The sequence below is a fragment of the Allomuricauda sp. R78024 genome (assembly GCF_044596045.1).
Classification (GTDB): Bacteria; Bacteroidota; Bacteroidia; order Flavobacteriales; family Flavobacteriaceae; genus Flagellimonas.
Genome location: NZ_CP138995.1, coordinates 2,668,574 through 2,693,951, shown reverse-complemented (window position 1 = coordinate 2,693,951; position 25,378 = coordinate 2,668,574). Strand labels below are relative to the sequence as shown.

General features: G+C 37.6%; 25 protein-coding genes. 20 read left to right on the top strand and 5 right to left on the bottom strand.

What is annotated here, in order from left to right:
* Positions 1–27 precede the first annotated feature (27 nt).
* The 11 genes from SJY44_RS12100 to SJY44_RS12050 all read left to right on the top strand — a co-directional run bounded on the left by SJY44_RS12100 (position 28) and on the right by SJY44_RS12050 (position 10,485).
* Positions 28–2,256: a molybdopterin cofactor-binding domain-containing protein gene (locus SJY44_RS12100; protein ID WP_396589914.1), complete on the top strand. Its 2,229-nt coding sequence runs from the start codon at positions 28–30 to the stop codon at positions 2,254–2,256.
* 4 nt (positions 2,257–2,260) lie between these two features.
* On the top strand, positions 2,261–2,515 hold the full coding sequence (locus SJY44_RS12095) for a MoaD/ThiS family protein (protein ID WP_298926643.1): 255 nt from the start codon (positions 2,261–2,263) through the stop codon (positions 2,513–2,515).
* A gap of 44 nt (positions 2,516–2,559) precedes the next feature.
* Complete coding sequence (gene moaA / locus SJY44_RS12090; protein ID WP_298926641.1) at positions 2,560–3,546, top strand: GTP 3',8-cyclase MoaA; 987 nt, start codon at positions 2,560–2,562, stop codon at positions 3,544–3,546.
* A 24-nt stretch (positions 3,547–3,570) separates the two neighbouring features.
* On the top strand, positions 3,571–4,173 hold the full coding sequence (locus SJY44_RS12085; protein ID WP_299167547.1) for an NTP transferase domain-containing protein: 603 nt from the start codon (positions 3,571–3,573) through the stop codon (positions 4,171–4,173).
* Complete coding sequence (locus tag SJY44_RS12080) at positions 4,163–5,230, top strand: ThiF family adenylyltransferase (RefSeq protein ID WP_396589913.1); 1,068 nt, start codon at positions 4,163–4,165, stop codon at positions 5,228–5,230. The genes SJY44_RS12085 and SJY44_RS12080 overlap by 11 nt, the downstream gene beginning before the upstream one ends.
* Positions 5,221–6,003, top strand: coding sequence for a sulfite exporter TauE/SafE family protein (locus tag SJY44_RS12075; protein ID WP_396589912.1), 783 nt, complete (start codon positions 5,221–5,223; stop codon positions 6,001–6,003). Before SJY44_RS12080 ends, SJY44_RS12075 begins: the two co-directional genes overlap by 10 nt.
* The gene (locus SJY44_RS12070) at positions 6,000–7,199 is read left to right on the top strand and encodes a molybdopterin molybdotransferase MoeA (protein ID WP_396589911.1); all 1,200 of its coding nucleotides are present in this window, start codon (positions 6,000–6,002) and stop codon (positions 7,197–7,199) included. Before SJY44_RS12075 ends, SJY44_RS12070 begins: the two co-directional genes overlap by 4 nt.
* Position 7,200: 1 nt before the next feature.
* Positions 7,201–8,211 carry an XdhC family protein gene (locus SJY44_RS12065; protein WP_396589910.1) on the top strand — a complete coding sequence of 337 codons (1,011 nt, stop codon included), beginning with the start codon at positions 7,201–7,203 and terminating at the stop codon, positions 8,209–8,211.
* A 3-nt stretch (positions 8,212–8,214) separates the two neighbouring features.
* On the top strand, positions 8,215–8,814 hold the full coding sequence (locus tag SJY44_RS12060; protein ID WP_396589909.1) for an NTP transferase domain-containing protein: 600 nt from the start codon (positions 8,215–8,217) through the stop codon (positions 8,812–8,814).
* A 2-nt stretch (positions 8,815–8,816) separates the two neighbouring features.
* Positions 8,817–9,896, top strand: coding sequence for an amidohydrolase family protein (locus tag SJY44_RS12055; protein ID WP_396589908.1), 1,080 nt, complete (start codon positions 8,817–8,819; stop codon positions 9,894–9,896).
* Between the two features lie 76 nt (positions 9,897–9,972).
* Positions 9,973–10,485, top strand: coding sequence for a hypothetical protein (locus tag SJY44_RS12050; protein WP_396589907.1), 513 nt, complete (start codon positions 9,973–9,975; stop codon positions 10,483–10,485).
* Here SJY44_RS12050 and SJY44_RS12045 read toward each other — a convergent pair.
* The 3 genes from SJY44_RS12045 to SJY44_RS12035 form a co-directional block, all read right to left on the bottom strand.
* Positions 10,480–10,947, bottom strand: coding sequence for a helix-turn-helix domain-containing protein (locus SJY44_RS12045; protein ID WP_396589906.1), 468 nt, complete (start codon positions 10,945–10,947; stop codon positions 10,480–10,482). The two genes, SJY44_RS12050 and SJY44_RS12045, sit on opposite strands and share 6 nt — an antisense overlap.
* Before the next feature lie 684 nt (positions 10,948–11,631).
* Positions 11,632–11,763, bottom strand: coding sequence for a hypothetical protein (locus SJY44_RS12040; RefSeq protein ID WP_298926613.1), 132 nt, complete (start codon positions 11,761–11,763; stop codon positions 11,632–11,634).
* A 64-nt stretch (positions 11,764–11,827) separates the two neighbouring features.
* Positions 11,828–12,439 (bottom strand): GntR family transcriptional regulator, encoded by a 612-nt coding sequence (locus SJY44_RS12035; RefSeq protein WP_298926610.1) that lies wholly within the window; start codon positions 12,437–12,439, stop codon positions 11,828–11,830.
* 103 nt (positions 12,440–12,542) lie between these two features.
* Between SJY44_RS12035 and SJY44_RS12030 the strand changes: the two genes are divergently transcribed.
* The 7 genes from SJY44_RS12030 (at position 12,543) to SJY44_RS12000 (ending at position 21,526) form a co-directional block, all read left to right on the top strand.
* Positions 12,543–13,697 (top strand): serine hydrolase domain-containing protein, encoded by a 1,155-nt coding sequence (locus SJY44_RS12030; protein WP_396589905.1) that lies wholly within the window; start codon positions 12,543–12,545, stop codon positions 13,695–13,697.
* 45 nt (positions 13,698–13,742) lie between these two features.
* Positions 13,743–15,329: an alpha,alpha-trehalase TreF gene (gene treF, locus SJY44_RS12025; RefSeq protein WP_396589904.1), complete on the top strand. Its 1,587-nt coding sequence runs from the start codon at positions 13,743–13,745 to the stop codon at positions 15,327–15,329.
* Positions 15,330–15,401: 72 nt separating this feature from the next.
* Positions 15,402–16,481 (top strand): DUF2652 domain-containing protein, encoded by a 1,080-nt coding sequence (locus tag SJY44_RS12020; protein WP_396589903.1) that lies wholly within the window; start codon positions 15,402–15,404, stop codon positions 16,479–16,481.
* A 72-nt stretch (positions 16,482–16,553) separates the two neighbouring features.
* The gene (locus SJY44_RS12015) at positions 16,554–17,087 is read left to right on the top strand and encodes a hypothetical protein (RefSeq protein ID WP_396589902.1); all 534 of its coding nucleotides are present in this window, start codon (positions 16,554–16,556) and stop codon (positions 17,085–17,087) included.
* A 7-nt stretch (positions 17,088–17,094) separates the two neighbouring features.
* Complete coding sequence (locus SJY44_RS12010) at positions 17,095–17,508, top strand: DUF3052 domain-containing protein (RefSeq protein WP_396589901.1); 414 nt, start codon at positions 17,095–17,097, stop codon at positions 17,506–17,508.
* 104 nt (positions 17,509–17,612) lie between these two features.
* Positions 17,613–20,864 carry a glycosyl hydrolase gene (locus SJY44_RS12005; RefSeq protein ID WP_396589900.1) on the top strand — a complete coding sequence of 1,084 codons (3,252 nt, stop codon included), beginning with the start codon at positions 17,613–17,615 and terminating at the stop codon, positions 20,862–20,864.
* Between the two features lie 8 nt (positions 20,865–20,872).
* The gene (locus SJY44_RS12000) at positions 20,873–21,526 is read left to right on the top strand and encodes a class I SAM-dependent methyltransferase (protein ID WP_396589899.1); all 654 of its coding nucleotides are present in this window, start codon (positions 20,873–20,875) and stop codon (positions 21,524–21,526) included.
* 7 nt (positions 21,527–21,533) lie between these two features.
* Here SJY44_RS12000 and SJY44_RS11995 read toward each other — a convergent pair whose 3' ends face one another.
* Positions 21,534–22,163, bottom strand: a complete 630-nt coding sequence (locus SJY44_RS11995) for a hypothetical protein (protein ID WP_298926587.1) — start codon at positions 22,161–22,163, stop codon at positions 21,534–21,536.
* Positions 22,164–22,220: 57 nt separating this feature from the next.
* On the bottom strand, positions 22,221–22,703 hold the full coding sequence (locus SJY44_RS11990) for a hypothetical protein (RefSeq protein WP_396589898.1): 483 nt from the start codon (positions 22,701–22,703) through the stop codon (positions 22,221–22,223).
* Between the two features lie 153 nt (positions 22,704–22,856).
* Between SJY44_RS11990 and SJY44_RS11985 the strand changes: the two genes are divergently transcribed.
* The gene (locus tag SJY44_RS11985; RefSeq protein WP_298926580.1) at positions 22,857–24,155 is read left to right on the top strand and encodes a dienelactone hydrolase; all 1,299 of its coding nucleotides are present in this window, start codon (positions 22,857–22,859) and stop codon (positions 24,153–24,155) included.
* A 16-nt stretch (positions 24,156–24,171) separates the two neighbouring features.
* Complete coding sequence (locus tag SJY44_RS11980; RefSeq protein WP_396589897.1) at positions 24,172–25,365, top strand: Gfo/Idh/MocA family protein; 1,194 nt, start codon at positions 24,172–24,174, stop codon at positions 25,363–25,365.
* Positions 25,366–25,378 lie beyond the last annotated feature (13 nt).

Genomic DNA, 25,378 nt, shown 5'->3' with positions numbered 1-25,378 from the left:
CAACTTTTTACATCAAAAACAACAAAAATGTCAACAAATACAGCATTAACATTCAGTAGAAGAGCTTTTATGCGAACTTCGTCGCTCGCAGGAGGCGGTATGCTGATTGGTTTCAACTTATTCCAGGCGTGCAAGCCAAAGGCCGCACCACCAATAGATCTTTCCCAGTTAAATTACAATGACTTCAACGCTTTTATCAAAATTGCAGACAATGGGGCAGTGACCATTTTTTCTCCTAATCCAGAAATAGGTCAAGGGGTAAAAACCTCCATGCCAATGATTATTGCTGAAGAGCTTGATGTGGCATGGAAAGATGTCTATGTAGAACAAGGTATCCTAGATACTGAAAACTATACTAGACAAGTAGCAGGAGGCAGTCAATCCATTCGTCATGGATGGGATGCCCTTAGACAAACTGGTGCTACGGCAAAACAAATGTTGATCAATGCCGCGGCAGCTCGTTGGGGAGTAGACGCTTCAGAATGCACAGTTAGCGACGGTATTATTACCAATGCTGCAGGTGAAACCTTGGGCTTTGGAGATGTGGTAAAAGATGCATCCATGTTGGAAGTTCCGGAAGATGTGGCATTAAAAGAACCAAAAGATTATAAAATTATTGGCAAGGATGCTCCCAATGTGGATATCCATAAGATTGCTACGGGCAAACCTTTATTTGGATTGGACTATAAAGTTGACGGAATGGTCTATGCTGCTGTGGTACGTCCACCAGCGTTTGGTCACAAATTGGTTTCCTATGATGATACAGCGGCAAAAGCAATGCCGGGTGTGTTGAATGTTATAAAAATTGGTGAAAAAGTTAGGGGACTGCTTGCGGAAGACCCTAGTTTTTCAAGTAAAATATCTTCAAGTGATAAGGTTGTGGTTGTTGCTGAGTCTACATGGCAGGCGATGAAAGCAAAAGAAGCTATAAAGGCGGAATGGGAAGAGGACACTTCCATGGAAAGTACTGAAGAGCATGATAAAATACTTACAGATTTATTAGATGGAAGTACCTTTAAAATGGAACGTTCAGATGGTAACATAAAAAAGGCTTTTGCTGAAGCCGATGAGATTTTGGAACGTACTTATGAGTCTCCTTTTTTGCCTCATAATTGTATGGAACCTATGAATTTCTTTGCCAATGTTACTGAAGAGAGAGTGCACTTGGCAGGTCCAATTCAAACTCCAGCATGGAAAGCGGGCCTTGTAGCCAAAATGTTTGGACGGGAAGAAAGTGACATTTACTTGGAAATGACCAGAATGGGTGGTGGTTTTGGTAGAAGATTGTATGGGGATTTTGTACTTGAAGCTGCAGAAATTTCCAGCGTCATCAAAAAGCCCGTCAAAGTGGTTTATTCTCGAGAAGATGATATGGAAGATGGTATTTATAGAATGGCCATCAAATACAGGATCAAAGCAGGAGTAAAGGATGGGAAAATAACAGCTTACCATTTAAAAGAAGCAGCCATAAATGACAATATGTATGGATTGATTCCTAATTTCTTTCCAGCAGGAGCCATAGAAAATTATCAAGTGGATACTGCTAATTATAAAAGTAACATTACCACTGGTGCTTGGAGAGCGCCATATACCAATTTCTTGGCCTATGCTGAGCAGAGTTTCTTTGATGAACTCGCTGAGCTCATGGAAGCGGATAAAATTCAAATGAGATTGGACCTGCTTGACAAAGTCAAACCAGAAGAGGATGAGCGAATTCAGTATTCACCGGACCGCATGAAAGAGGTGATTAAAGTTGCCGTTGAGAAATCTGGATGGGGAACCAAACCAAAGAATATACATCAGGGATTTGTTAGTTATTACTGTCATAATACCCATGTAGCTGAAGTTGCAGATGTTGAAGTTGAAAATGGAGAGCCAGTAGTAAAGAAAATAACCTGTGTTGTGGACTGTGGAATCGTGGTCAACCCTATGGGAGCCCTAAACCAAATTGAAGGTGGGGTCATTGACGGTGTAGGACATTCCATGTATGGCGAATTGCAATTTGAAAATGGAAGACCAACTGCCAGTAATTTTGATAAGTACCGAATGATTAGAATGAAGGAGGCACCATTGGTAGAAACACACTTTATTAAAAATGAGTTTTCTCCTACTGGATTGGGCGAGCCAACTTTACCTCCGGCAGGCGGTGCTGTAGCAAATGCGTTCAAGGCGGCTACCGGCAATAGACTCTATAAACAGCCATTCACCAAAACACCAGAACTTTTAAAAGTACCGAGTAAGGAAATTATAGGTTGATTTTATGACGATATTATTGTTTGGGATTACTAAAGATATTGTGGGGAGTCCCACATTATCCGTCCCTACATCAAGTGTTACAGGTAGAAAAATTCCGAAAACTGTAAAAGAATTAAAGCAGTTTCTGGGAGAAACGTATCCAGAACTCAATAAGTTATCCTCTTTGGCTGTTGCAGTTAATAACACATATGCCGAGGACAATGAAACCATTAATTCTTATGACGAAATAGCGCTTATTCCTCCAGTAAGTGGAGGATAATAAGCGCATAAACAGTATCTTTCGATAGCTATGGAGGATAAATTATGCTGATAGACAATCACAATAGACAAATAAATTATTTAAGGCTCGCAGTTACAGATAGGTGCAATTTGCGATGTAATTATTGTATGCCTTCAGAAGGTATCGATTTTGTAAAAAATGATAAGCTTCTATCTATAAAGGAGCTCATGCAAATAAGCCAAGTTTTAGTTGATCAGGGAATAGATAAAATCAGGATAACTGGCGGAGAACCATTTGTACGAAAGGATTTGATGGTTTTGCTAAGAGAATTGAGTAAAATGAAAGGGCTCAATGATATTTCGGTCACCACGAACGCTACTTTAATTGGTCCGCACATTGATGAACTAAAAGAATTGGGCATTAAAAATATCAATGTAAGTCTAGATTCAATAAACAGGGAAACTTTTGAAAGAATCACTCGGAGAAAACAGTTTGATACTGTTCACAACAATTTAATTAGGTTGATTACCGAAGGGTTTAACGTCCGTATTAATTTTATTGTTTTGGATGGTCAAAATGAGCAGGACATTCTTCCAATTTTAGAAGTGATGAAGCATTACAATGTTTCTATTCGGTTTCTTGAAGAAATGCCATTTAATGGAGGTTCTAAAAATTTTGCCACTATTAAATGGAATCATAAAGCAATTCTGGATCACATCAGCAAACAATATTCAGATTTTGAAAAGTTGGTGTCACCTGCAACATCCACTTCTGTTAATTACAAAATAAAAGGGCATAAGGGTACATTTGGCATTATTCCGTCATTCAGTAGAACTTTTTGCGGAAGTTGCAATAGACTGAGAGTTACGGCTACAGGTGATGTAATTACATGTCTGTATGGAAAACCCAAAACAAACCTTAGAGATATTGTCCGCACGCATTCGCCAGAAGAAAACATAAAGGATGCTATTTTAGAAGCTGTTGGGAGCAGGGCAAAAACAGGTTTTGAAGCGCAAAATGAACACGCGACTACCATTTTTGACAGCTCCATGACCTCTATAGGGGGGTGATTTTATCATTAGTAACATTACAGGATGAAAAAAACCAAGTTATATGGTTTGGTATTGGCAGGAGGGAAGAGCACTCGGATGGGTTCGGATAAAGGGTTGATTAAATATCATTCCGTTCCACAACAAGAGCACTTATATAAACTCTTGGAGCATACTTGTGACAATGTTTTTCTAAGTGTACGTGAAGAACAGCAATCAATTATGGACAATCACTTCAGCATTATTGTAGATCAAAACGAATATCGAGGACCCTTTAATGGAATCTTAAGTGCTCATAAATCCTATCCAGATGTAGCGTGGTTAGTGTTGGCGTGCGATTTACCGTTGATTGATTTGGAAGCTTTAAAAAACTTGGCTGACAGTAGAAATCAAAAGAAATTAGCGACGTCATATGCTACAAAGAAGACCAATTTACCAGAACCTTTAATCACCATTTGGGAACCGGAAGGACTAAGAAAGGCCATTGCATACCTGCAAACCTCGGAAAGCACATGTCCAAGAAAGTTTTTAATCAATTCAGATGTTGAATTGGTTAACCCGAAGCATGATGAAGTGTTGTATAACGCCAATTCCATCTCTGACTATGAGTTCATAAAATCTAAACTTGAAACGACCAATGAGTTCTAGATATATAAGGCAAACCAGTCTGAAGGATTTTGGCCCTGATGGGCAATCAAAGCTTTTTGAAGCCAAAGTTTTGGTAGTAGGTCTTGGCGGGTTGGGTCTGCCAGTGCTTCAATATCTTAATGCTATGGGGGTTGGTACTTTGGGCTTAATGGATCAAGATGTTGTTGAACTGCACAACTTGCAAAGACAGGTCTTGTATACTGAAAAAGACTTGGGCAGGTTAAAATTGGATGTGGTTCATGAAAAGTTAAAGGCGCAAAACTCACAAACCGTTTTCAAAGTGTATGATACTTTTTTGACCAAAGAAAATGCACTTGGAGTCATTAAAGAATATGACCTTGTTGTTGATGCCACAGACAATTTTCCGACGCGGTATCTAATTAACGACTCATGTGTTATTCTAAACAAACCCTTTATTTATGGTGCTTTACACAGTTTTGAAGGGCATGTAAGTGTTTTTAATCATCAAGGCGGGCCTACATATCGCTGCTTATACCCAGAAATGCCAAATGCAGAGGAAATACCCAATTGTAATGAAAATGGGGTTCTGGGCGTTATTCCAGGAATTATAGGAACCTTACAGGCTTTAGAGGCGGTAAAGGTTTTGACTGGAATAGGGGAAGTGCTTTCTGGTAAACTTCTTTTGTACGATGGACTAAACCAACAGCTTAGCAAAATCAATTTTAAAACAAATTCAACGAACAAGAAAATAACCCAGCTTCAAGATTTTTACGAACCAGTAGATTGTGATATAGTTCCTTCAGTAAGTGCAAAGACTTTTCAGTCAATTCGAGAATCAAACAAAGTATTCACGTTAATAGATGTAAGAACAAACGAAGAGTTCAAAGAGAATCATTTGGATGAAGCAATTAACATTCCTCTAAACAGTCTAGACGCAATTGAAAAACACATCGACTCTAACAAAGAGGTTTACATCATCTGTCAATCAGGAAAAAGAAGTGAATTGGCATTAAAACAACTCCGAACGGTCCATCCAGACTTGACTTTTTATCATATTTTAGGAGGTATGAATAAAATGATGACCGTATGTCCTTAGCCTCTGGCGATTTTATTTTATTGCTTCTTTCTTTTTTCATTGTTGCAACCTTGTATTCTGCAGTTGGTTTTGGCGGTGGATCAAGCTATTTGGCTATTTTGACGTTGGTGTTGACCAGCTTCTTCGCCATAAGAAGTACAGCGCTTTTATGCAATTTAACGGTCGTTGTGGGAAGTTGTTTTTTGTTTTATAAAAGCGGGAACTTGCACATTAAAAGGTTTCTTCCTTTTATAGTTACAAGTATTCCCTTCGCATTTCTTGGAGCATCTTTTCGGTTAAAAGAACATGTTTTCTTTATTCTTTTAGGCATTTCCTTAATTATTTCAGCCATTGCGCTTACCTATCAAACATTAAAACTCAAACCAAACACTACTATTAAAAAGTACCCAAACTATGTTTCTTATATACTCGGTGGTTGTATAGGGTTGCTGTCGGGTCTTGTTGGTATTGGCGGTGGTATTTTCTTAGCACCTATACTTAATCATATGAAATGGGACAAACCCATTGTCATAGCTGCTTTAGCAAGCTTCTTTATCCTTGTCAATTCTATCTCTGGCATTGGCGGTTTGTTTGTGAGTAATTCATTTGAAGTGTTTTGGCCAGGAATTATTGGACTATTGTTTGCCGTAATATTGGGCGGTCAGTTGGGCGTTAGGCTAAGTATTGGAAAGCTGTCTTCAAATAGAATCAAACTGCTTACTGCGTTTCTGGTTTTATTTGTTGGGATACGGGTATTATTAAAAAATGGATTGCAACTAACAATATTTTCATGATTTCTTTTAAAGCTGCATTACAAAAGGTTCTGAACAACACCCTCGATTATGGGAACGAACACGTTTCCCTTATGCAATCTACTGATCGGGTTCTTGCTGAGACCATTTTTGCGGACAGGGACTTCCCTCCGTTTGATAGAGCTACTAAAGATGGAATTGCCATCAATTTTAATGGCGTTTTATCACCAAACCAAACCTTTAAAATCTCAGGAATTGCTCAAGCAGGTAGTCCGCAACAAACTTTGCAAAACAATGCTGAATGCATAGAGGTAATGACCGGTGCTATGGTTCCAGAAAATGCAGATACCGTTGTCATGTATGAGCATATCTTATTGGAGAATGGAGCTTTTTCGCTATTAAAACCCGTCACCAAAGGTCAAAATATTCACTACAAAGGGAGTGATGTTGCTAAAAGTGAAGAACTGCTTATGCCTGGCCTTCAAATAACGGCGGCTGAAATAGGCGTTTTAGCATCTGTTGGAAAGTCTGAGGTTTTAGTTAAAAAACTTCCAAAAATTGCGGTAATAGCTACTGGTAATGAGTTGGTAGAAATAGATAAAAAACCTCTTCCATATCAAATTAGGAAATCGAATTCATTTACCCTGCAAGGATTGTTGGCCAAAGAAGGTATTTCTGCAGACCTATATCATATGGTTGACGAACCTGATATTTTAAAAGAAAAGCTGGAAGTCTTACTAAAAAATTATGATGTTTTACTTTTGAGTGGTGGCGTCTCTAAAGGGAAATTTGATTTTTTACCCGAAACCTTTGATGCTTTGGGAGTAGAAAAAATATTTCATAAAGTACTGCAGCGTCCCGGAAAACCATTTTGGTTTGGAAAACTCAAGTCTCAGAATACTACGATATTTTCATTCCCCGGAAATCCTGTTTCCACATTTGTCAACTACCATGTTTATTTTAAACCTTGGCTTAACAAAACTTTGGGATTAACCACTCCAGAATTTGCTGTATTTTTAAATGAGCCAATAACAAACAAAACAGATTTAACCCTTTTTATTGGAGTCAATGTCAGTATTAATAATGGTGAGCTGTTTGCAAAAACATTGACAACCACAGGTTCAGGTGACCTTATAGGTCTTTCAAAAGTTGATGGTTTTATTCAGCTAAGTCCAAAACAGGTACTAGACCAAGGCAAAAAGTTAGTTCCGTTGATAGCTACAAGAAGAATAATGTAACATGACACACGAGTTAAAGACTATAATTCAACAATACGAGAAAAGACAGCAATCGGGTGAGGCATCAGTATTAGCTACTGTTGTTGCTTTGGATGGATCTTCTTACCGTAGGCCTGGTGTTCGTATGTTGATTTTCGAGAATGGAGACATGGTTGGTGCTGTGAGTGGAGGTTGCGTTGAGAAAGAGGTATTGCGACAAGCACAATCCGTTTTCTCCAGTAAAGTGTCAAAAGTAATGGTATACGATGGCAGGTATCGTTTAGGTTGTGAAGGGATTCTTTACATTCTTTTGGAAATTTTTAAACCAAATAAACCTTTCCTAACTCAATTTTGGGACACTATAAATAAAAGATCGCCATTTTTTATAAACTCATTTTACAAAAAGGAGCAAGGTGAAAGCAAAAACTATCACACCGTTTTCCATTTTGATGATACATCGTTTTTTGTAAACCCAACAGCGGAAAACCTATCAGACGAACTTCCAAGGTTTAAACAAGAAATGCATCCGTGCTTCAAGTTGGTAATCATTGGTGCTGAGCATGATGCCGTTCAATTATGTAAATATGCTGCTTTAACGGGCTGGGAGGTCACTATTGTGGCAAATCCAAAGGAAGAAAAGACTGAAAATGATTTCCCCGGAATCAACAAGCTCATTATGGTAGAGCCCGAAACTTTCCAACTAAAAATGGATGAGCAGACAGCGGTAATCATTATGACACATAGTTTTGTAAAAGATTTACAGTTCTTAATAGCACTTAAAGAAGAAAAAGGAGCCTACATGGGGCTTTTAGGTCCATTAAGAAGGCGCGAAAAACTATTTGATGACCTCTTGGAAAGGTGTCCCGATCTTTCCGAAGAGTATTTAGAACAAATTCATGGGCCAGCGGGAATTGATATTGGTGCCGAAACACCACAAGAAATTGCTATATCCGTATTGTCAGAGATTTTAGCTGTTGTCAATAAAAAAGAACCCTCTCTTTTAAAGGATAAGGTCGGAAAGATCCATGTTTAAGTGATGTCAGAAGGAATTTCAATTCTAATATTGGCCGCAGGAGCTTCCACAAGAATGGGAGAGAAGGTTAAGCAGTTATTGCCTTGGGGAACTTCTACACTTATAGAAAACGCTGTAGATACTGCAAAACAGGTGGCAGATTCAGTCTTTGTTGTTTTGGGGGCAAACAAAGAGGAGATAAAAAAAGCTATAGTACTGGATGTAGAGACGATTTATAATCCAAACTGGCAATCAGGCATAGGGAGTTCAATCTCCATAGGCGTTCAAAATATTTTGAAACTAAATCTGGACCAAAAAGGACTTTTGATTATGCTTGCTGACCAACCGTTGATAGATACTTCCTATTTGAATGAATTAAAAAAAGAATTTGATCAAGGTAATTTTAAAATTGTTGCGACATCTTACGAAAATAGATTAGGAGTTCCGGCAGTTTTTCATCAATCCATTATTCCAGAACTAGTGAATTTGAATGAGGAATATGGTGCAAGACATATCATTAAAAAATATCATACAGATATAAAAGCAGTGTTTCCTAATGGAAAAGAATTGGATATCGATACTCCAAAAAATTATATTCAACTAATTGATAAAATGAATATTTAGATATGAAAATCTACACTATTACTTTAATAACTTTGTTCTGTTTTCATTTTTCAAATGCTCAAGAAATGGGTTTTGAAGAATACAATCCAAAATCTACTTTGGTTGTTCCAGAAAACCCTGTGAGCAAAGCTAAATTTCCATTTATAGATATCCATAGCCATCAATTTAGAATGGCCACCCAAGATTTATCCAGCTTAATCAGGGATATGGATAAAATGAACATGGGAGTAATGGTGAACCTAAGTGGAGGCTCAGGGGAAGGATTACGTGCAATGCTCAAAAATGTTAACGACAATTATCCCAATCGGTTTGTGGTTTTTGCCAATGTTGATTTCAATGGGGTTGGGAATTCAAATTGGGGAGAGCAAGCTGCCGCCCAATTGGAATTGGATGTAAAGAGTGGTGCCAAAGGGCTAAAAATTTATAAAAGCTTAGGATTACGAAATAAAGACATTGATGGAAACAGAATTGCTATAGATGACCCAAGGTTAGACCCTGTTTGGAAAAAATGTGGAGAACTAGGAATTCCAGTATTAATACATGCTGCAGACCCAAAATCATTTTGGGACCCTATGAACAAGGATAATGAAAGATGGCTAGAACTAAAGACCAGGCCAAGGAGAAAGCGCTCTGCCACTGATCCTGCCCCTTGGCAACAAATTATTGATGAGCAACATAGAATGTTTAAAAAACATCCTAAAACCAAATTCATTAACGCTCACATGGGCTGGTACGCCAATAATTTGGATAGGCTAGGGGAGCTAATGGAAGAAATACCCAATATGTCCGTAGGCATTGGCGCCATAATTGCTGAATTAGGGCGACAACCCCGAAGAGCCAAGCAATTCTTCATTAAATATCAAGACAGGATTTTGTTTGGCAAGGATAGTTGGAAACCAGAAGAATTCCCTACCTACTTCAGGGTTTTGGAGAGTGCTGACGAATACTTTCCGTACTATAAAAAATACCATGCTTTTTGGGCCATGTACGGGTTGGATTTACCAGATGAAGTACTAGAGAAGGTCTACTATAAAAATGCTATGAATTTACTTCCTGGTCTGGACACCTCTTTGTTTAAATAGGTATCAATAAAACGTTTTGAGAGTGTTTTTTTTGAACTAGAATTTGATTAATGCATAACATTGATAAAAAATATCAATGGCTAATTCAAAATTTTTTAAAAATATACTCATCTTACTTGCTTTTGCACTAGTACTAATATCATGCTCTAACAGTGATGATAGTGGTGAGAAAGAAGCTGAGGATACAATTGCTACTGTTGAAGGTTTTTACACCGGTTCTATTGAAATTACTATTGATGGAAATGACATTACCGTCCCTATGTCATTGATAGTGAATATGGCCTCTACAAATAAGTTTGAAGGAGATTTTTTTGAAACTAATAGTTTTTCCCCTTGTTGTAGCAGTAATCCGCAAGATGGCACGTTCAATTTTGATTACAACCCTGAAACAATGTCATTGACCAATTTTATAATACGGGTAGATTTTAATATTGATCCGGGAAACCCATGCACAGGTACATATACAGGTGCCGGCACTTTGGATACAAGTGGGAATGCCAACAGGATAGTTGCCCAAATGAACGTTGATGATTGCAACGTTGCAAATACCCCCGCCGTATTCACAGTTACAAAAGTCAGTGAACTATAAGCTTAGATTATTCTTTTGTTGAAATTCACTTGGGGTAACTCCTTCTATCTCTTTAAAAACCCTAAAAAAAGTGGCTTCGGACTGAAACCCAACCATTGTAGATAGTCCAGTTAGGTTGTAATTTTGAAATTCTTTGTTCAACAAGAGTGTTTTAAACTCAGAGACTCTAATCGTGTTTAAATATTTTTTAAAACTGGTTTCCTGTTCTTTAAAATAATGTCTCAACCTTGCTTTATCCATTTGTAATTCATTTGCAAGATCAGAAATGGTCAGGTTAGGCTCAGCGTATAATTTTTTTTCGACTAAACCCTCTCTCAATTTAATAGTTATTTCACCTATTCCTGCAGGGTCAACTATGGTTTTTTGATATAACCCACTTGGCACAAAAAAAGATTTGAATTTAAAGAATTCAGTAATTGAAAATAGCAGTAGATAGGTATTGATCAGTAATCCTATAGGCATAAAAACATACCTGTTTAAAGTCAAAAAATTTGCAGCAAAAAAAGGAGAGTTTGTGAGATAGGGTAAGATATTATATAAATTGATGGCACAATAATAGCTTAACAAAATATACAAAAAGTACCCATATCTTCTCTTCACTTTTGGGGACAATGGTTTTCCGGTATTTTTTTTGAAATCTATTATTCCTAGAATGAGATAAAACAGTGATATTATAAATAAAATGTACCCCAGGGAAATGACTACCCAATAATAGTTCTGGGCATAAAAGGACCTATATCCAAATTTAATAGTCAAATAAACAATATGGATTAAAAAAGGAAAGGCCAAATGTGCCAGAACATGCTTCTTTAATTTGTTTTTTGATGTTTGAGTGGTAGAAACATAAAGGTAGATGAGTGGGCCAAAAAAGAGGTTTTTACCAGCACCTACTAGCAAACTCAGAAAGAAACTCTCCTTTATTATATTCCAATATAAATTATTGATGAATATAACCCCTATGAAAAAACAAAGGGCTCCAAGAATAACTAAGCGTAATTGCCTTTTATAAAAATAAAATAGTGAAATAAGCACGAGTTGAATGTTGATGCAGAGCAACACTCCATTATAGATTAAATCAGGATAAGCTTGGTTCAATGGTCAATAGGGTTTACTCAAAAGTAAACAATGCAACTAAAAAGAAAAAAGTCATTCCTTTTCGGAGTGCTCGTTTTGAGTATCATATTCTTGAAAGATTCCACAAGAAATCTGTTTTTTAATCAATGATTTGGATTTCTTACGTCTTACCAAGACTTCAATTTCTTTGTTTAAAAACTGCATTGGAAGTATTTAATACATAGTTAACGGAATTCTTAACTCTTTATTTTGAGTTTAATTGAGAACCTTATGCGCTCATTTGTCTATCAATATACTCTAAAACAACCATCCAATTCATTTTAAGTATCAACGCCGCTGTTGGAAGGTTATCATCTTCAATTGCCCTAACAATGGATTCGTTCTGGTTGTCCACGTTCTCGTAAAAAGAAGCATCTTGCCCATAACCTTGCTCATAAAAGAGAAGTCTTGCTTTAAGATCGTCTAAAATCTGCAAAAGAACCGTGTTGGAACATTTATGTACTAAAAGCTGGTGAAATTGAAATCTGACCTTCAATCTGGTCATAAAAGTGTGGGACTGTTGTAGTTTCAACTGGTGTAATCGTAATGATTGAACATCTTCTTCAGAAAAAACAGAATTCTCAAGTGCCATTACCTCTAATTCAGCGATGGTTTCATAGAGATTTTTAGCCTCTTTTCGGGTAAGCTGAGACACTACAAAACCCCGATTAGGAATAGCCTTAATTATTCTGGCCTGTTCTAATTGGCTTAGAGCCTCACGAATAGGTGTGACGCTAACCCCAATTTTACGAGAGAGGGCAGCGAGATTAATGGTTTTGCCCACTTTTAGTTCGCCTTTTTGTATTTGATCTAATAAATGGTTCTTAACGGTATTTCGCAAAACTTGATTTTGATACATACTATGAAGATACAAATCGTATACGATTTAAGACCTTAGTAGCTAAAATTTAGTACTTTAAGCTATCAATTTTATCCTTTAGTCTATGAAACCTTTTGATAACCTTTCCCTTTTCGTACTCCTAATTCTCTTTTTGTCATGCAGTTCAAATGACAATCAACCAGAGAAAAATGAAGAAGAACAAGCGGAAATTAGTACGGAGGAACGATTACAAGCAATAGTGGACGCTAAAGTTTCCGATGGTCTTAAAGGTGTATCCGTTTCTATTAGGGTAAACGGGCAAGAACGATGGGGATTGGTTGGTGGATTTTCTAGCGAAACAGAAACAGTTACCACCAATATGAAATTTGGTATCGCAAGTATTACGAAAACCGTGGTTGCGGCAACTATTTTAAAATTGGAAGAAGAGGAATTACTTAGTCTAGATGATACAATTGGGGATTGGCTAACCTTGGAATCCGAAAACATTGACGAAGACATTACTATTTTTCAATTACTCAATCATCTGACAGGTTTAAAAGGATATTTTCAGCATCCAGATATCTGGACAAGGGTTGAAGGTGACTTAGCTACGGCAATACCATCTGAAGAGTTGGTCACATATGTTGGGGAACCTATATTTAGTGCTGGAGAACGTTATGAATATTCAAATTCAAACTATCTAATTTTGGGTCTCATTATTAAGGCAGTATCTGGACAAAACGTAGGCGAAGCAATGAGGACTAGGTTTTGGGGTCCATTAGGGCTAGCAAACACTTATTTTGGAACAGATGAGGACGTTGTAGGACCAATGGCCAATCCCTGGAGAGATAGTGATGGTAATGGTCAAATAGAAGATATTTCTGCAGATTTTAAGGCTGCTTATCACAGTGTATTTTTTACCGCTGCCGATGTTTTTACTACATCAGGAGATCTTTCCATGTGGGCTTACCAATTATATGAAGGAAATGCTTTGACAGAAACATCTAAAAGCAAAATGTTGGACTTTCTTTTTATTGATACCGGGACACCAATATTTGATGGCTACGGTCTTGGTGTTAGACGGATCAATCTAGCAGGAAGGGAAACATGGGGGCACACCGGAGGAATGCGCGGATATGGTTCATACATGCTTTATGAACCTACCAGCGGTGTCAGTATTGCAATGCTAAACAATCAAAGTAGGTCAGAAAATGGCCCTTTGCTCAGGTTCGAACTTGTTGAGGAATTATTGGCAGAAGTATTTACCGAATTGAATTAATTCCTTACTTTTCTAAATTAAACATCAACCGATCACTCGTGTTTTATGAAAATTCACTACACCTATTTCATTCTTGCTTTTCTTTTAGTAGTATCATGTGAAAAAAATAAAAAAGTACAAATTGAAAGTCTTTATGAAACCCAATTATTTAAAGACGTTCAGTTAGCTGCCATTTTCAAAGATTCAAAAGCTTTTGTTGATTTAGTCCCCAAAAAAGAAGCATCAATACTTGAAACTGAATATCTGTCAGAAAAAGATTTGGACGGTTTTAGTCTTAAAGAATTCGTGGGTAAGAATTTTGAGGATAAATCCATGAAGGCATTAGTATTTGAGACGGATACAACCAGAACCATGTATGAGCATATCACCTTTATGTGGGATAACCTGACCAGAGGGCCCGATAGCGTTATACCGCACTCATCCAGAATAGCGCTTCCCTATAAATATGTAGTCCCGGGAGGTAGGTTCCAGGAAATTTATTATTGGGACAGTTATTTTACATTAGAAGGTCTTTTAGCCGATAACAGGGATGATCTGGCCAAAAACATGGTGGACAATTTCGCTTTTCTAATCGACTCCATTGGTTTTATACCAAACGGCACCCGTAATTACTATAAAACAAGGTCTCAACCTCCATTTTTTGCATTGATGGTTGACGCTATATCAAGAAAAGACGAAAAAACCCTTGAAAATTATTTGCCCCAATTGCTAAAAGAATATAATTTCTGGATGAATGGAGTTGAAAATACAGAAATAGGTGAAAGCAATCATCATGTGGTCAAACTTGGCAAGGATGTTTTCTTAAACCGTTATTGGGATAAAGGATTTACACCAAGACCAGAAGCACATAAAGAAGACCTTCATTTAGCTTCTGAATTAGAAACGGATTCCCTTAAAAAGCAATTGTATACTAATTTAAGATCCGCAGCTGCTTCTGGGTGGGATTTTAGCTCTAGATGGTTTGGCGAAAAAGATGTCTTTGGCACAACAGAAACTATTTCAATACTTCCTGTGGATTTAAACTGCCTCTTATACTTTATGGAAAACACAATTTCAGAAGCGTATTTAATTAAAGGAGATCAAAGCCATGGAAAGCGTTTTAAAGACAAGGCAAATAGAAGGAGGGAAGCCATTCAAAAATACTTCTGGAATCCAGAGAGTGGCCTGTACCATGATTATAACTTCCAAAAAGGAGCTGTTACTTCAGAACTTACACTAGCAGGGGTTTTTCCTCTTTATTTTGAGGTAGCCGAAGCGGAACAGGCCGAACAGGTAAAGAATGTCATCATTTCAAAATTCCTGAAAGATGGCGGCCTCGTAACCACCCTAGAGCATTCAGGGCAACAATGGGATGCTCCTAACGGATGGGCACCTTTACAATGGATCGCTGTAAAAGGACTTTTAAATTACGGGTATAAAAAAGAAGCTGTTGAGATTATGACCCGCTGGTTGGCATTAAATGAGAAAGTCTACAAAAACACAGGGAAAATGATGGAAAAGTATAATGTAGAGGATCTATCTTTACTGTCAGGAGGAGGGGAGTATGAGACTCAGGATGGTTTTGGATGGACCAATGGAGTTGCGCTCGGTTTCAAAAAGATTCTTGACGAAATGGAGGTACAAAAACCATAACCTCTATTTCATGTTTTCGTAAGTTTTTTAATAGTGTTCAGACCAATTGAACACAAATCATCATCAAAAAAAATGTCAAAATCTTTACTGTTTATCCCAGATATATCTGGGTATACCAAATTTATCCAGACTACCGAGGTAGAGCATAGTCAACATGTAATATCGGAGCTTTTGGAAGTTCTTCTCAATGCGAATACACAAGATTTAAAATTAGCCGAGATTGAAGGGGACGCCCTTTTCTTCTATAAAGAAAATGATATTCCGTCCCAAGAGAATCTTTTAGCACAGATTGAATCCATGTTCACCGCTTTCTACAGTCATCTTAAGATGTTGGAGAAAAATAGGATTTGTCCTTGTAATGCTTGTGCTACAGCACCAAATCTTCAGTTAAAGATAGTTGCCCATAGTGGTAATCTTCAGCATATCGAGGTACAAGGAACCAGAAAGCCTTTTGGAGAGCAGGTGATTGAGGCCCATAGGTTATTGAAAAACTCTGTTGATAGTGATAATTATGCCCTTATCAGTAGAACGCTGGCCCTGGACATCATGCTATCCCCTTACTATTCCAGTAAAATTTTTAGATTCAGGCAAGGATCGGATTCATATGACAGCAGGGAGATTGATTACATCTATTCCATAATTGACCCAAGTGAGCTTAAACTACGCCCATTTGATAAACCCAATAATGTTTATTTTGATAAACCGCCCCAAATAAAAATAAAGAAAGAATTTCCTCTGGCTGCAGAGGAACTTATGGAATACATTACAAACTATTCATATCGGCATAATTGGACAGAGGGAATAGATCGTTTAGAGTATAATGAAAACGAAGTGACACGAACCGGCTCTGAGCATATTTGCGTGGTAAATGGAAAGCATTTAAACTTTACTACCGCCACAAAAGAGGTGAAACCAGGAAGCCTAATTTATGGCGAGTTTACAACAAGTCCACCGCCTGTGGATGAGTTTTATCAATTCTATATTTTCACCCCTATTTCTGAAAATAGTTGCGAACTGGAAATTGAGCTGTTTTGGAAGGCCAAGTCTCCAATTAAAAAACTAATAATGACCCTTTTCGGTAAAAAGATATTCAGGAAGAACATTGAAAAAGCATTAATGGGTTTGTTAACCTTTGTGGAAAGCAAGGCTTGAGTTTAATCTTGCTATGATTCCAAAAAAGAATCCAGTGCTTTCTTATATTTGAGTATGTAATAAAATTACTAAATGAAGAAAAAATTCTGGACCTCTGATAAGCTTTTCGGGCTTGTGGCAATGTTCATTAGTGTGATTACTTTGATCATATTTGTGAAACAGACCAATATCATGGAAAAACAAAGTCGCCTATCCGCAATGCCTTATTTGATGATTGAAACCTCAGAAATTGGTTCAAAAAACATCTATTCTTTTCAGTTGGTCAATCATGGAGTGGGCCCAGCAATAATTGATAGCACAATTCTGTTCTACAAAGGAAAAACTTATAATCTAGAATTCAAGGATTTTCTTAGAGCCAATATTAAATCTATGGACAGCATTCCTATTTTAAACAACGCTAGCATAAATCGTGGTTTGGCAATTCCTGCAGATGGCGTTAGAAATATTTTACAAATAGGAGGAAATAAAGAAGATTATGATGCTTTTTTTCAAGTTTTGGAAGAACTGTATTCCAATGATTTTGATTTTGAAATAAGATATCGTTCCATTTATGATGATAAATGGCGCATTACTTCAAAAAAAGAAATTCCAGAGAAACTAAACTAACAATTCTATGCCTGGCGGATATTCAGGAACACCACTTTCAAAAAAACTAGGCATTAAAGAAGGGTTTTCAATTCTTTTGATAAATGTACCTAAGCATTATTTTAAGCTATTTGCAGATTTTCCTGAAAACATAATTATGCTTAAAAACCAAGAAGCAGAATCTGCAGATTTTGTTCATCTTTTCTGTACTTCTTTTAATGAACTCGCCGCCGTTGCAAGCAGTTGTAAACATAGTCTCAAAAAAAACGGGGCATTATGGGTTAGTTGGCCCAAAGGCACCTCCAACATCCAAACAGACTTAAAACGCGAGCCCATACGTGAACATCTTTTATCTATAGGGCTTGTAGACGTGAAGGTAGCTGCTATTGATGAGGATTGGAGCGGGTTAAAATTTGTTTATAGATTAAAAGATAGAAAGTAGGCTATATCTTTTTGAAAAGAAGGATTTATTTTCACATTTCTTTTAGAAATAAGCATGTAGCTTTTGGTTATCTTACCGTGCTAATTCAACCAAAAAATCTATACATGAAACACAGCTCAAAAATTTGCTTCAAACTACTCTTATTTATCTTTTTTACTTTTCAATTATCAGCACAAACGCCAGATTCTACCACTTTTGATGGATTAGAATTTAGAAGTATTGGACCTGCTCTAACATCTGGTCGTATAGCGGACATAGCGATACATCCAACAAATGAAAGCGTATGGTATGTTGCTGTAGGTTCTGGAGGGGTTTGGAAAACCACTAATGCTGGAACTACTTGGAAGCCTATTTTTGATAAGCAATCCATTTATTCTATTGGATGCGTTACCATAGATCCAAACAATCCAAGTACTATTTGGGTGGGTTCTGGAGAAAATGTAGGTGGAAGACATGTAGGCTTTGGCGATGGTATTTATGTTAGCCATGATGAAGGAAAGACATGGAAAAACATGGGACTCAAAACTTCTGAGCATCTTTCAAAAATTATAGTTCATCCTGATAATTCCAATATCATTTGGGTTGCCTCACAAGGACCTCTTTGGAGTAAAGGCGGAGAGCGTGGTTTTTACAAATCCATTGATGGTGGAAAAACCTGGAAAAGAACACTTGGTAATAGTGAATGGACAGGAGTTACGGACATTGTAATGGATCAAACCAATCCAGATGTTTTGTATGCTGCTACATGGGATAGACATAGAACCGTTGCCGCTTATATGGGCGGTGGCCCTGGTTCAGGTTTACATAAAAGTACTGATGGAGGAGAAACTTGGACAGCATTGACCAATGGAATTCCAAAATCGAACTTAGGTAAAATTGGATTGGCAATTTCGCCATTTGATAATGAAACCATATATGCTGCGATTGAATTAGATCGCAAAAAAGGAGGATTGTTCATTACAAACAATCAAGGAGCTTCATGGACAAAACAATCGGATGCTGTTTCTGGCGGAACAGGACCTCATTACTATCAAGAGCTATATGCTTCGCCCCATCAAGAAGGTAAGTTATATTTAATGAGTAATACCGTTCAAATCTCCAATGATCACGGGAAGCATTTTGAGTTTATGAATGAGGAAAAAAAGCATGTGGATAGTCATGCTATGGCCTTTAAAAAATCAAACCCCGATTATGTGCTTTTTGGTACTGATGGTGGGTTATACGAATCTTATGATTTAACAAAAACATGGAGGTTTTTTGGAAACCTTCCCCTTACACAATATTATAAGGTTGCTGTAGATGATTCGGCACCTTTTTATAACATTTATGGAGGAACACAAGATAATGGTTCTCATGGAGGCCCTTCTAGAACAAGGAGCAAAGCAGGGATATTGAATTCAGATTGGTGGATTACTTTAGGAGCAGATGGTCATCAATCCGCTACAGAGCCAGGTAATCCCGATATTACTTATGGTGAATTTCAACAAGGTTGGTTATGGAGAATTGACCAAACGACTGGTGAGACTGTTTTTATTCAACCACAACCTTCCGCAGGAGAACCACATGAACGTTTTAATTGGGATGCGCCAATTTTGGTGAGCCCTCATAACCCACAAAGATTATATTTTGCGTCTTATCGTGTTTGGAAATCTGAAAATAGAGGGGATGATTGGACTTCAATTTCCCAAGATTTAACCAGAAATGAAGAACGATTGACTTTGCCTATTTTAGGAAGACAACAAAGTTGGGACAATCCATGGGATGTAGGTGCAATGTCCAATTACAACACTATCACGTCTTTGGCTGAATCACCTTTGCAAGAAGGTCTTATCTACGCAGGAACCGATGATGGCATTCTTCAGGTGACTGAAAATGGGGGAGAGACTTGGAAGAAAATAATGTTAGGAAATATTAAAGGAGTTCCAAACAGAGCTTTTGTAAATGATGTTCGCGCTGATTTATACGATGCCAACACTGTTTATTTGGTACTGGACAATCATAAAGCTGGAGATTACAAACCATATCTTTTAAAAAGTACTGACAAAGGAAATAGCTGGACATTTATAAATGGAAATCTACCTAAAAAGTTGATTACATGGAGAGTTGTTCAAGACCATAAAAAGAGAGGCCTTATGTTTGTCGCTACAGAGTACGGCATCTATTTTACCAGTAATGGCGGAAGCAGTTGGTTGCGACTTGAAGGTGGCCTGCCTACCATATCTTTTAGAGACATTACCATCCAAAGAAGGGAAGATGATTTAATAGGGGCTTCTTTTGGTAGAGGTTTTTACGTTTTAGACGATATTTCGCCATTACGTGATTTTGATACTTCTAAAATGGGCGAAACAACACTTTTTAAAGTAAAGCCTGCTTATTGGTATATTGAAAAAGATGAAGTTTATGGTCAAGGGAATTCTGAATATACCGCAAAGAACCCTGCTTATGGAGCAACATTTACTTATTTCTTGCCTGAGAAACTAAAAACATTAAAGGATACAAGAACAGAAAAGGAAAAAGAGCTCAACAAGCAAAAAAGTAATGTTTCATTTCCTGGTTGGGAAGCTTTGGAGAATGAAAAAAATCAGGAGAAATCTGCAGTACTGCTTCTTGTAAAAGATAGCAATGGAAAAGTTGTCAATACCGTAAGTGGGACAAATAAGAAAGGATTCAATCGTGTTTCCTGGGACCTTACCTATGCAGATAGAACTGGAATAAAGCTAAAGAATCCAAAAAGTGATGACGACGATTTTTTCGGTTCACCATTTTTAGCAACTCCGGGAACCTATTCGGTTGAATTATATCAACGTGTAGATGGAGAGCTAAAACAACTGTCAAGTGCTCAATCTTTTGAAGTTAAACCTTTATCCAAAGGAGCTTTGCCAGCCAAACCAACTGCAGAAATAGATGCGTTTAGAGGTATGTACCAAAACTTCCAGCAAGATTTAACGGCAACGAATTCCATATTGGAGAAGGCTATAGCCAATGTAAATGCCATGAAACGCGCTATGGATGAAGCTGAAAGTCCAACAGCGGCACTTTCTTCTAAAATTTACAATGCAAAAACACTCCTGCAATCACTTAGCAAGCAAATGAAAGGCAGTCCTGCCAAAAATGAAGTAGGGGAGAAGAATCCACCATCTCCAGGTGACGGTAGCTTTATTGGACTAGTGGCACTAAGGAACACGTATGGACCAACTGGAAACCACAAAATCGCATTAAAAAGAGCTGATAATCAATTAAAATCAATTAAAAAGGAGTTAAGCGTACTTGTAAAGAATACGCTTCCTTCACTTGAAACAGAATTGAAAGCAGCAGGAGCACCGTGGATTGAGGGCCAAGGACTTATTGAAGATTAATTAAAGTAATGAAAAAAAACATTCATCTCGTTCTGTTCATGGGTCTTACTGCTGTTTTTGGGCTGCATTCCCAATATACGGAACAAGATTGGCTAGAACGGGATGATTGGATGAAAACCTCAGTGTTACTGGAAATGTCTGGTGTGCAAGAAGGAGATAAGGTTGCAGATATTGGGTGTCATGAAGGGTATTTATCAATCCATTTGGCAAAAAAAGTATTGGGTAGAGGAAAGGTTTATGCGGTAGATGTTAGAAGTGACCGTTTGGAAACACTTCAAAGCAATGCAAAAAAGAGAAAACTAACCAATATAGAAACGGTTCTAGGAGATTATGACAATCCAAAACTTCCAAAGAACCAATTGGACGTAGTTTTTATCATGGACACCTATCATGAAATGGATTCCCATGAACAAATACTTCAACATGTGAAAAATGCCTTAAAACCCGGCGGAAAGGTGATGCTCATGGAAAAACTAAAGAAAAGAGTAAAAAACAAATCAAGAGAAGAACAAGTTAGTGCCCATTCATTGGGCGCTAATTATGTTCGTAAAGAATTGGTGCAAGCTGGTTTCACCATTATTTCCGAAATAAAAAACCACGGCAAATGGGAAAGGGAAGAGGATAAACAAATGTGGGTGCTCTTAGCTCAAAAACCTGAATAAGAATTATTTATTCTCTATTTAGTTCTTCCTGTAATTCTGCATAGGATTTAATCCAGCTATAAAGTTTTCCGCCCAAACTAATTATTGGACTTGTTATGGTGTCCATCTGTTCTGGGGATTTAGCCAAGAAACTACCGACTTGTTTTTTAACTTCAGGGTTCTCATTGAGCAAAACATTCCTGAACAGATAGTTTTCATCGGTTAGTTTTGTAACAATACTATCACAAGTATTACAATTATTGGTAGTATAAATGGTAATCTGTTTTTTGGGCTTGATCTTAGGTGGCGGAATGTCTAATATTTCAAACTCTTTTTTAAGGGCCCTTTTGGATAAGCTATCATTTACAATCAGTTTTTTAGTGTAGACAGGCTTTTTGTCCCTAAAAAGAATGATGGTTTTCAAATGCACCTTTGACGTTGCCGGAACTCTTATCAATCTTGGTTTAGCCGCACTTTGCCTAAAGTTTGTACCCTTGACTTCAAAAAGAACATCATAATCTTGGAACGTCTCATTCACTGCAAAAAAAGTAATCCTATTGTTTGATTCTTTTTCAACAACCTTAACGGAATTTGCCTGCGCGTATAGCTGAGGAAAATACAAGCAAAGACAAAAGAAAATAAATAAAAGTCTGAACATAATCTATGTCATTCAGGTATCAAAAATGAGGTTAACGAACCTAGAATATACAAATACTTAATTTACCACCCTGCGTACATAGGCAAAACTTTGTATTCCAGGAAGGTCTTCGCCCACTTCATTGACCAGTTGATCTCCAGAGATTTTAAGTGCAGTCAAAGCATCATCTCCATCAAAAGTAACTTCATTCTCATCTGAAAACCAGGTTCCTGTAGCGGAATTGGTATCTGCGCAACTTACGTTAAACTGACCACTGGTTATGGGTGTTATGTCTAAATTGGATTGCTCAAAAGTCCAAACCAAATCTCCATCAATTAATAAAGTTCCAGATAAACAATCCAACTCATCCATCAAATTTGTAGAGGCTGTTCCATCCATATTCAAATCCTGAGCAGGGTTAACATTAACTTCAACTAAATCCCAGAGACCTAGTACATCAAAATTTGGTGGTGGAATCCCTTCTACACCATCATCAATGTTACAAGAAGCTATTAAAACTGTAAATGCTAAAAGGAAGAATACTTTTTTTAAATTTTTCATAACACAATTTCTTTTTCAGTTTTTCTGTAAAGAAAAAACAATTTATTTAATATTCTTTGGTATGACACATGGAGTATGAGCAAGAACTGCTACGGTATTTAAATTTCGCACATAATTTCACTACATTTAAGAGAATATAAAATAACCCTTAAAATGGCCAAGAGCACCTATTTTTCTTTTTTTACAATACTCTTTTTAATAATCAGTCATAATTCGTACTCGCAAGATGAGTTTCTTATTGGAGATGCCTTACCGGATGCTCCCGAACTCACCGCTAGAGGTAACTATGGAGTTGGAGTGCAAACGATAAATTTGGTCAACAAAAATCAACTGGATGTTTTAAGTATAAAAGAGGGGAAAGGAGAAATGTATGATCGTCCAATTACCATAGAAGTGTGGTATCCAGCCCTAGTGCCAGAAGGAGTTAAAGAAATTGAAACGTATACTCAGGTGTTGGGAAGAAATGGAGCAGAAGGTCGCCCGGTTACTCCATTTACCTTTAAAGGAAGAGCTTTGAGGGATGCAGTAGCCATTAAAGACGATGGAAAATATCCCCTAGTTATTTTGTCTCATGGATATGTAGGTTCGCGGTTTTTGTTCACGTATTTAGGAGAGAACTTAGCCTCAAAAGGCTACGTGGTCGTTTCTATTGACCATACAGATTCTACCTATAAAGATGCTGCCAATTTCACCAGTACGTTAGCAAATAGGTCATTGGACCAGTTATTTGTACTAAACGAAATTGACAAACTTTCATCCTCAGATAGCAACAGTTTTTTAGCAGGTTTGGTGAATACGGATAAAACTGGACTCATTGGGTATTCCATGGGAGGATATGGAGGTCTTAACACTTGTGGAGCTGGCTACAGTGCTGGCGCTTTAGACTTTTTTAAATCGATGACTGGCGGCAGCGATGCTTTGGACAAAAGAGGTATGGACAACGAAACCTATAAGAATTCCATCGACCCAAGAATTAAAGCGTTTGTTGCTTTAGCGCCTTGGGGCATGGCCAATGGTGTGTGGGATGCAAACGGGTTGGCAGGTTTAAAAACACCTACGCTTTTTGTAGCAGGTAGTCAAGATGATATTTCAGGATATGAAAAAGGTATTAAGGCCATTTATGAAGGCGCGGTAAATAGTGATCGTTATTTATTGACGTATATAAATGCAAGACATAATGTGGCACCAAACCCTCCTGCACCTGCCACTATGAAACCCGGATTGCATATAGATGAGTATTTAAGATATGCTGATTCTGTATGGGACATGAGACGTATTAATAATGTTAACCAACACTTTATCACAGCATTTTTAGGTGTTAATTTGAAAGATGCTGATTATAAAGAATATTTAAATGTTGAACCTGATGCAACTACGGGAAATTGGAAAGGTTTTAAACCAAGAACCTCTATTGGTATGGAGTTACTCCATGCAACTCCTGCTACTGACTAATTTCTAACTAAACAAGATGAAGAGAAGAGACTTTATAATAGGAACTGGAGCGGCAGCATTAACTGCAGCATCTTATGGAAATATTCTTGGGTCCAATGATAAAATAGGTCTTGCAGTAGTAGGAGCGGGGAGACGTGGTAGATGGGTGTTGGGAGAGATGTTGAAGACCAATCAGATAAGACCGATAATGTTTTGCGATGTCTGGGATGAACAAGTAAAAAGAACAACGGAGTATTTGGAGTTGGGCAAAATTCCAATGACCTATGATTTGGAGGAAGTATTAAACAATGATAATGTTGATGCCGTACTGTTGGCCACACCCGACCATTTACACAAGAATTACGCTATCCGAATTTTAGCAGCTGGAAAACACCTACTCCTGGAAAAACCGGTAACCTTACACTATAACGAAGGTCCTATGCTAAAAGAAGCCGTAGCCAATAGTGGGGTAGTGTGCCAAACAGGAACGCAACAGCGCAGCGGACAGATGTATCAAAGAGTAAAAGAAGAATTCTTTGGAGGTTCTAAAAAACTGGGAGATATGGTTTTTGTTAGGGCCGTTTGGAGCAATTTTGGTTGGCAAAGGCGCCAGTTGCAACAGCAACCAATGCCAGAAAACTTTAAATGGGATACCTTTCTTGGACCTTCACAAAAAATGGATTACTACTGGCCTAGATATGATGGTTGGCGCCATTACAAGGAATATGGAACAGGCATCCTATCTGATCTTTTGACCCATTGGGGTGATGTGGCGCAATGGATGATGGATGATACAGACCCTATAAATGCAGTTACAACAGGAGGGATCTATCATCTTAAAGACGATAGGACCAATCCAGATACCGTAAATACCATTATTCAATATAAAGGAGGATGGAATTTTACTTTTGAATGCAGCGTTATGCCTGTAAAAAACCAGCACGACTCTGTCCTTTTTCATGGTACAGAAGGTCAATTGGAACTCTTTAGGGCTGGATACATCTATACCCCGCACAAAGGCGATCCAGTTATTTTTCAAAATGATGAAAATCTAACTTATGCACATGTCAAAAACTTTTTTGATGCCATTAAAACAGGAGCACAGCTCACAGCGCCCATTGATGTAGGGTTAAATGCGGTTAAACCTTCCCATTTGGCTGCTGCTTCATATTGGTCTGGAAAACGAATGCAGTTCAATGCTAATCAAACAGATATTGTTGAAGTGATTTAAGGTTAAATATGGG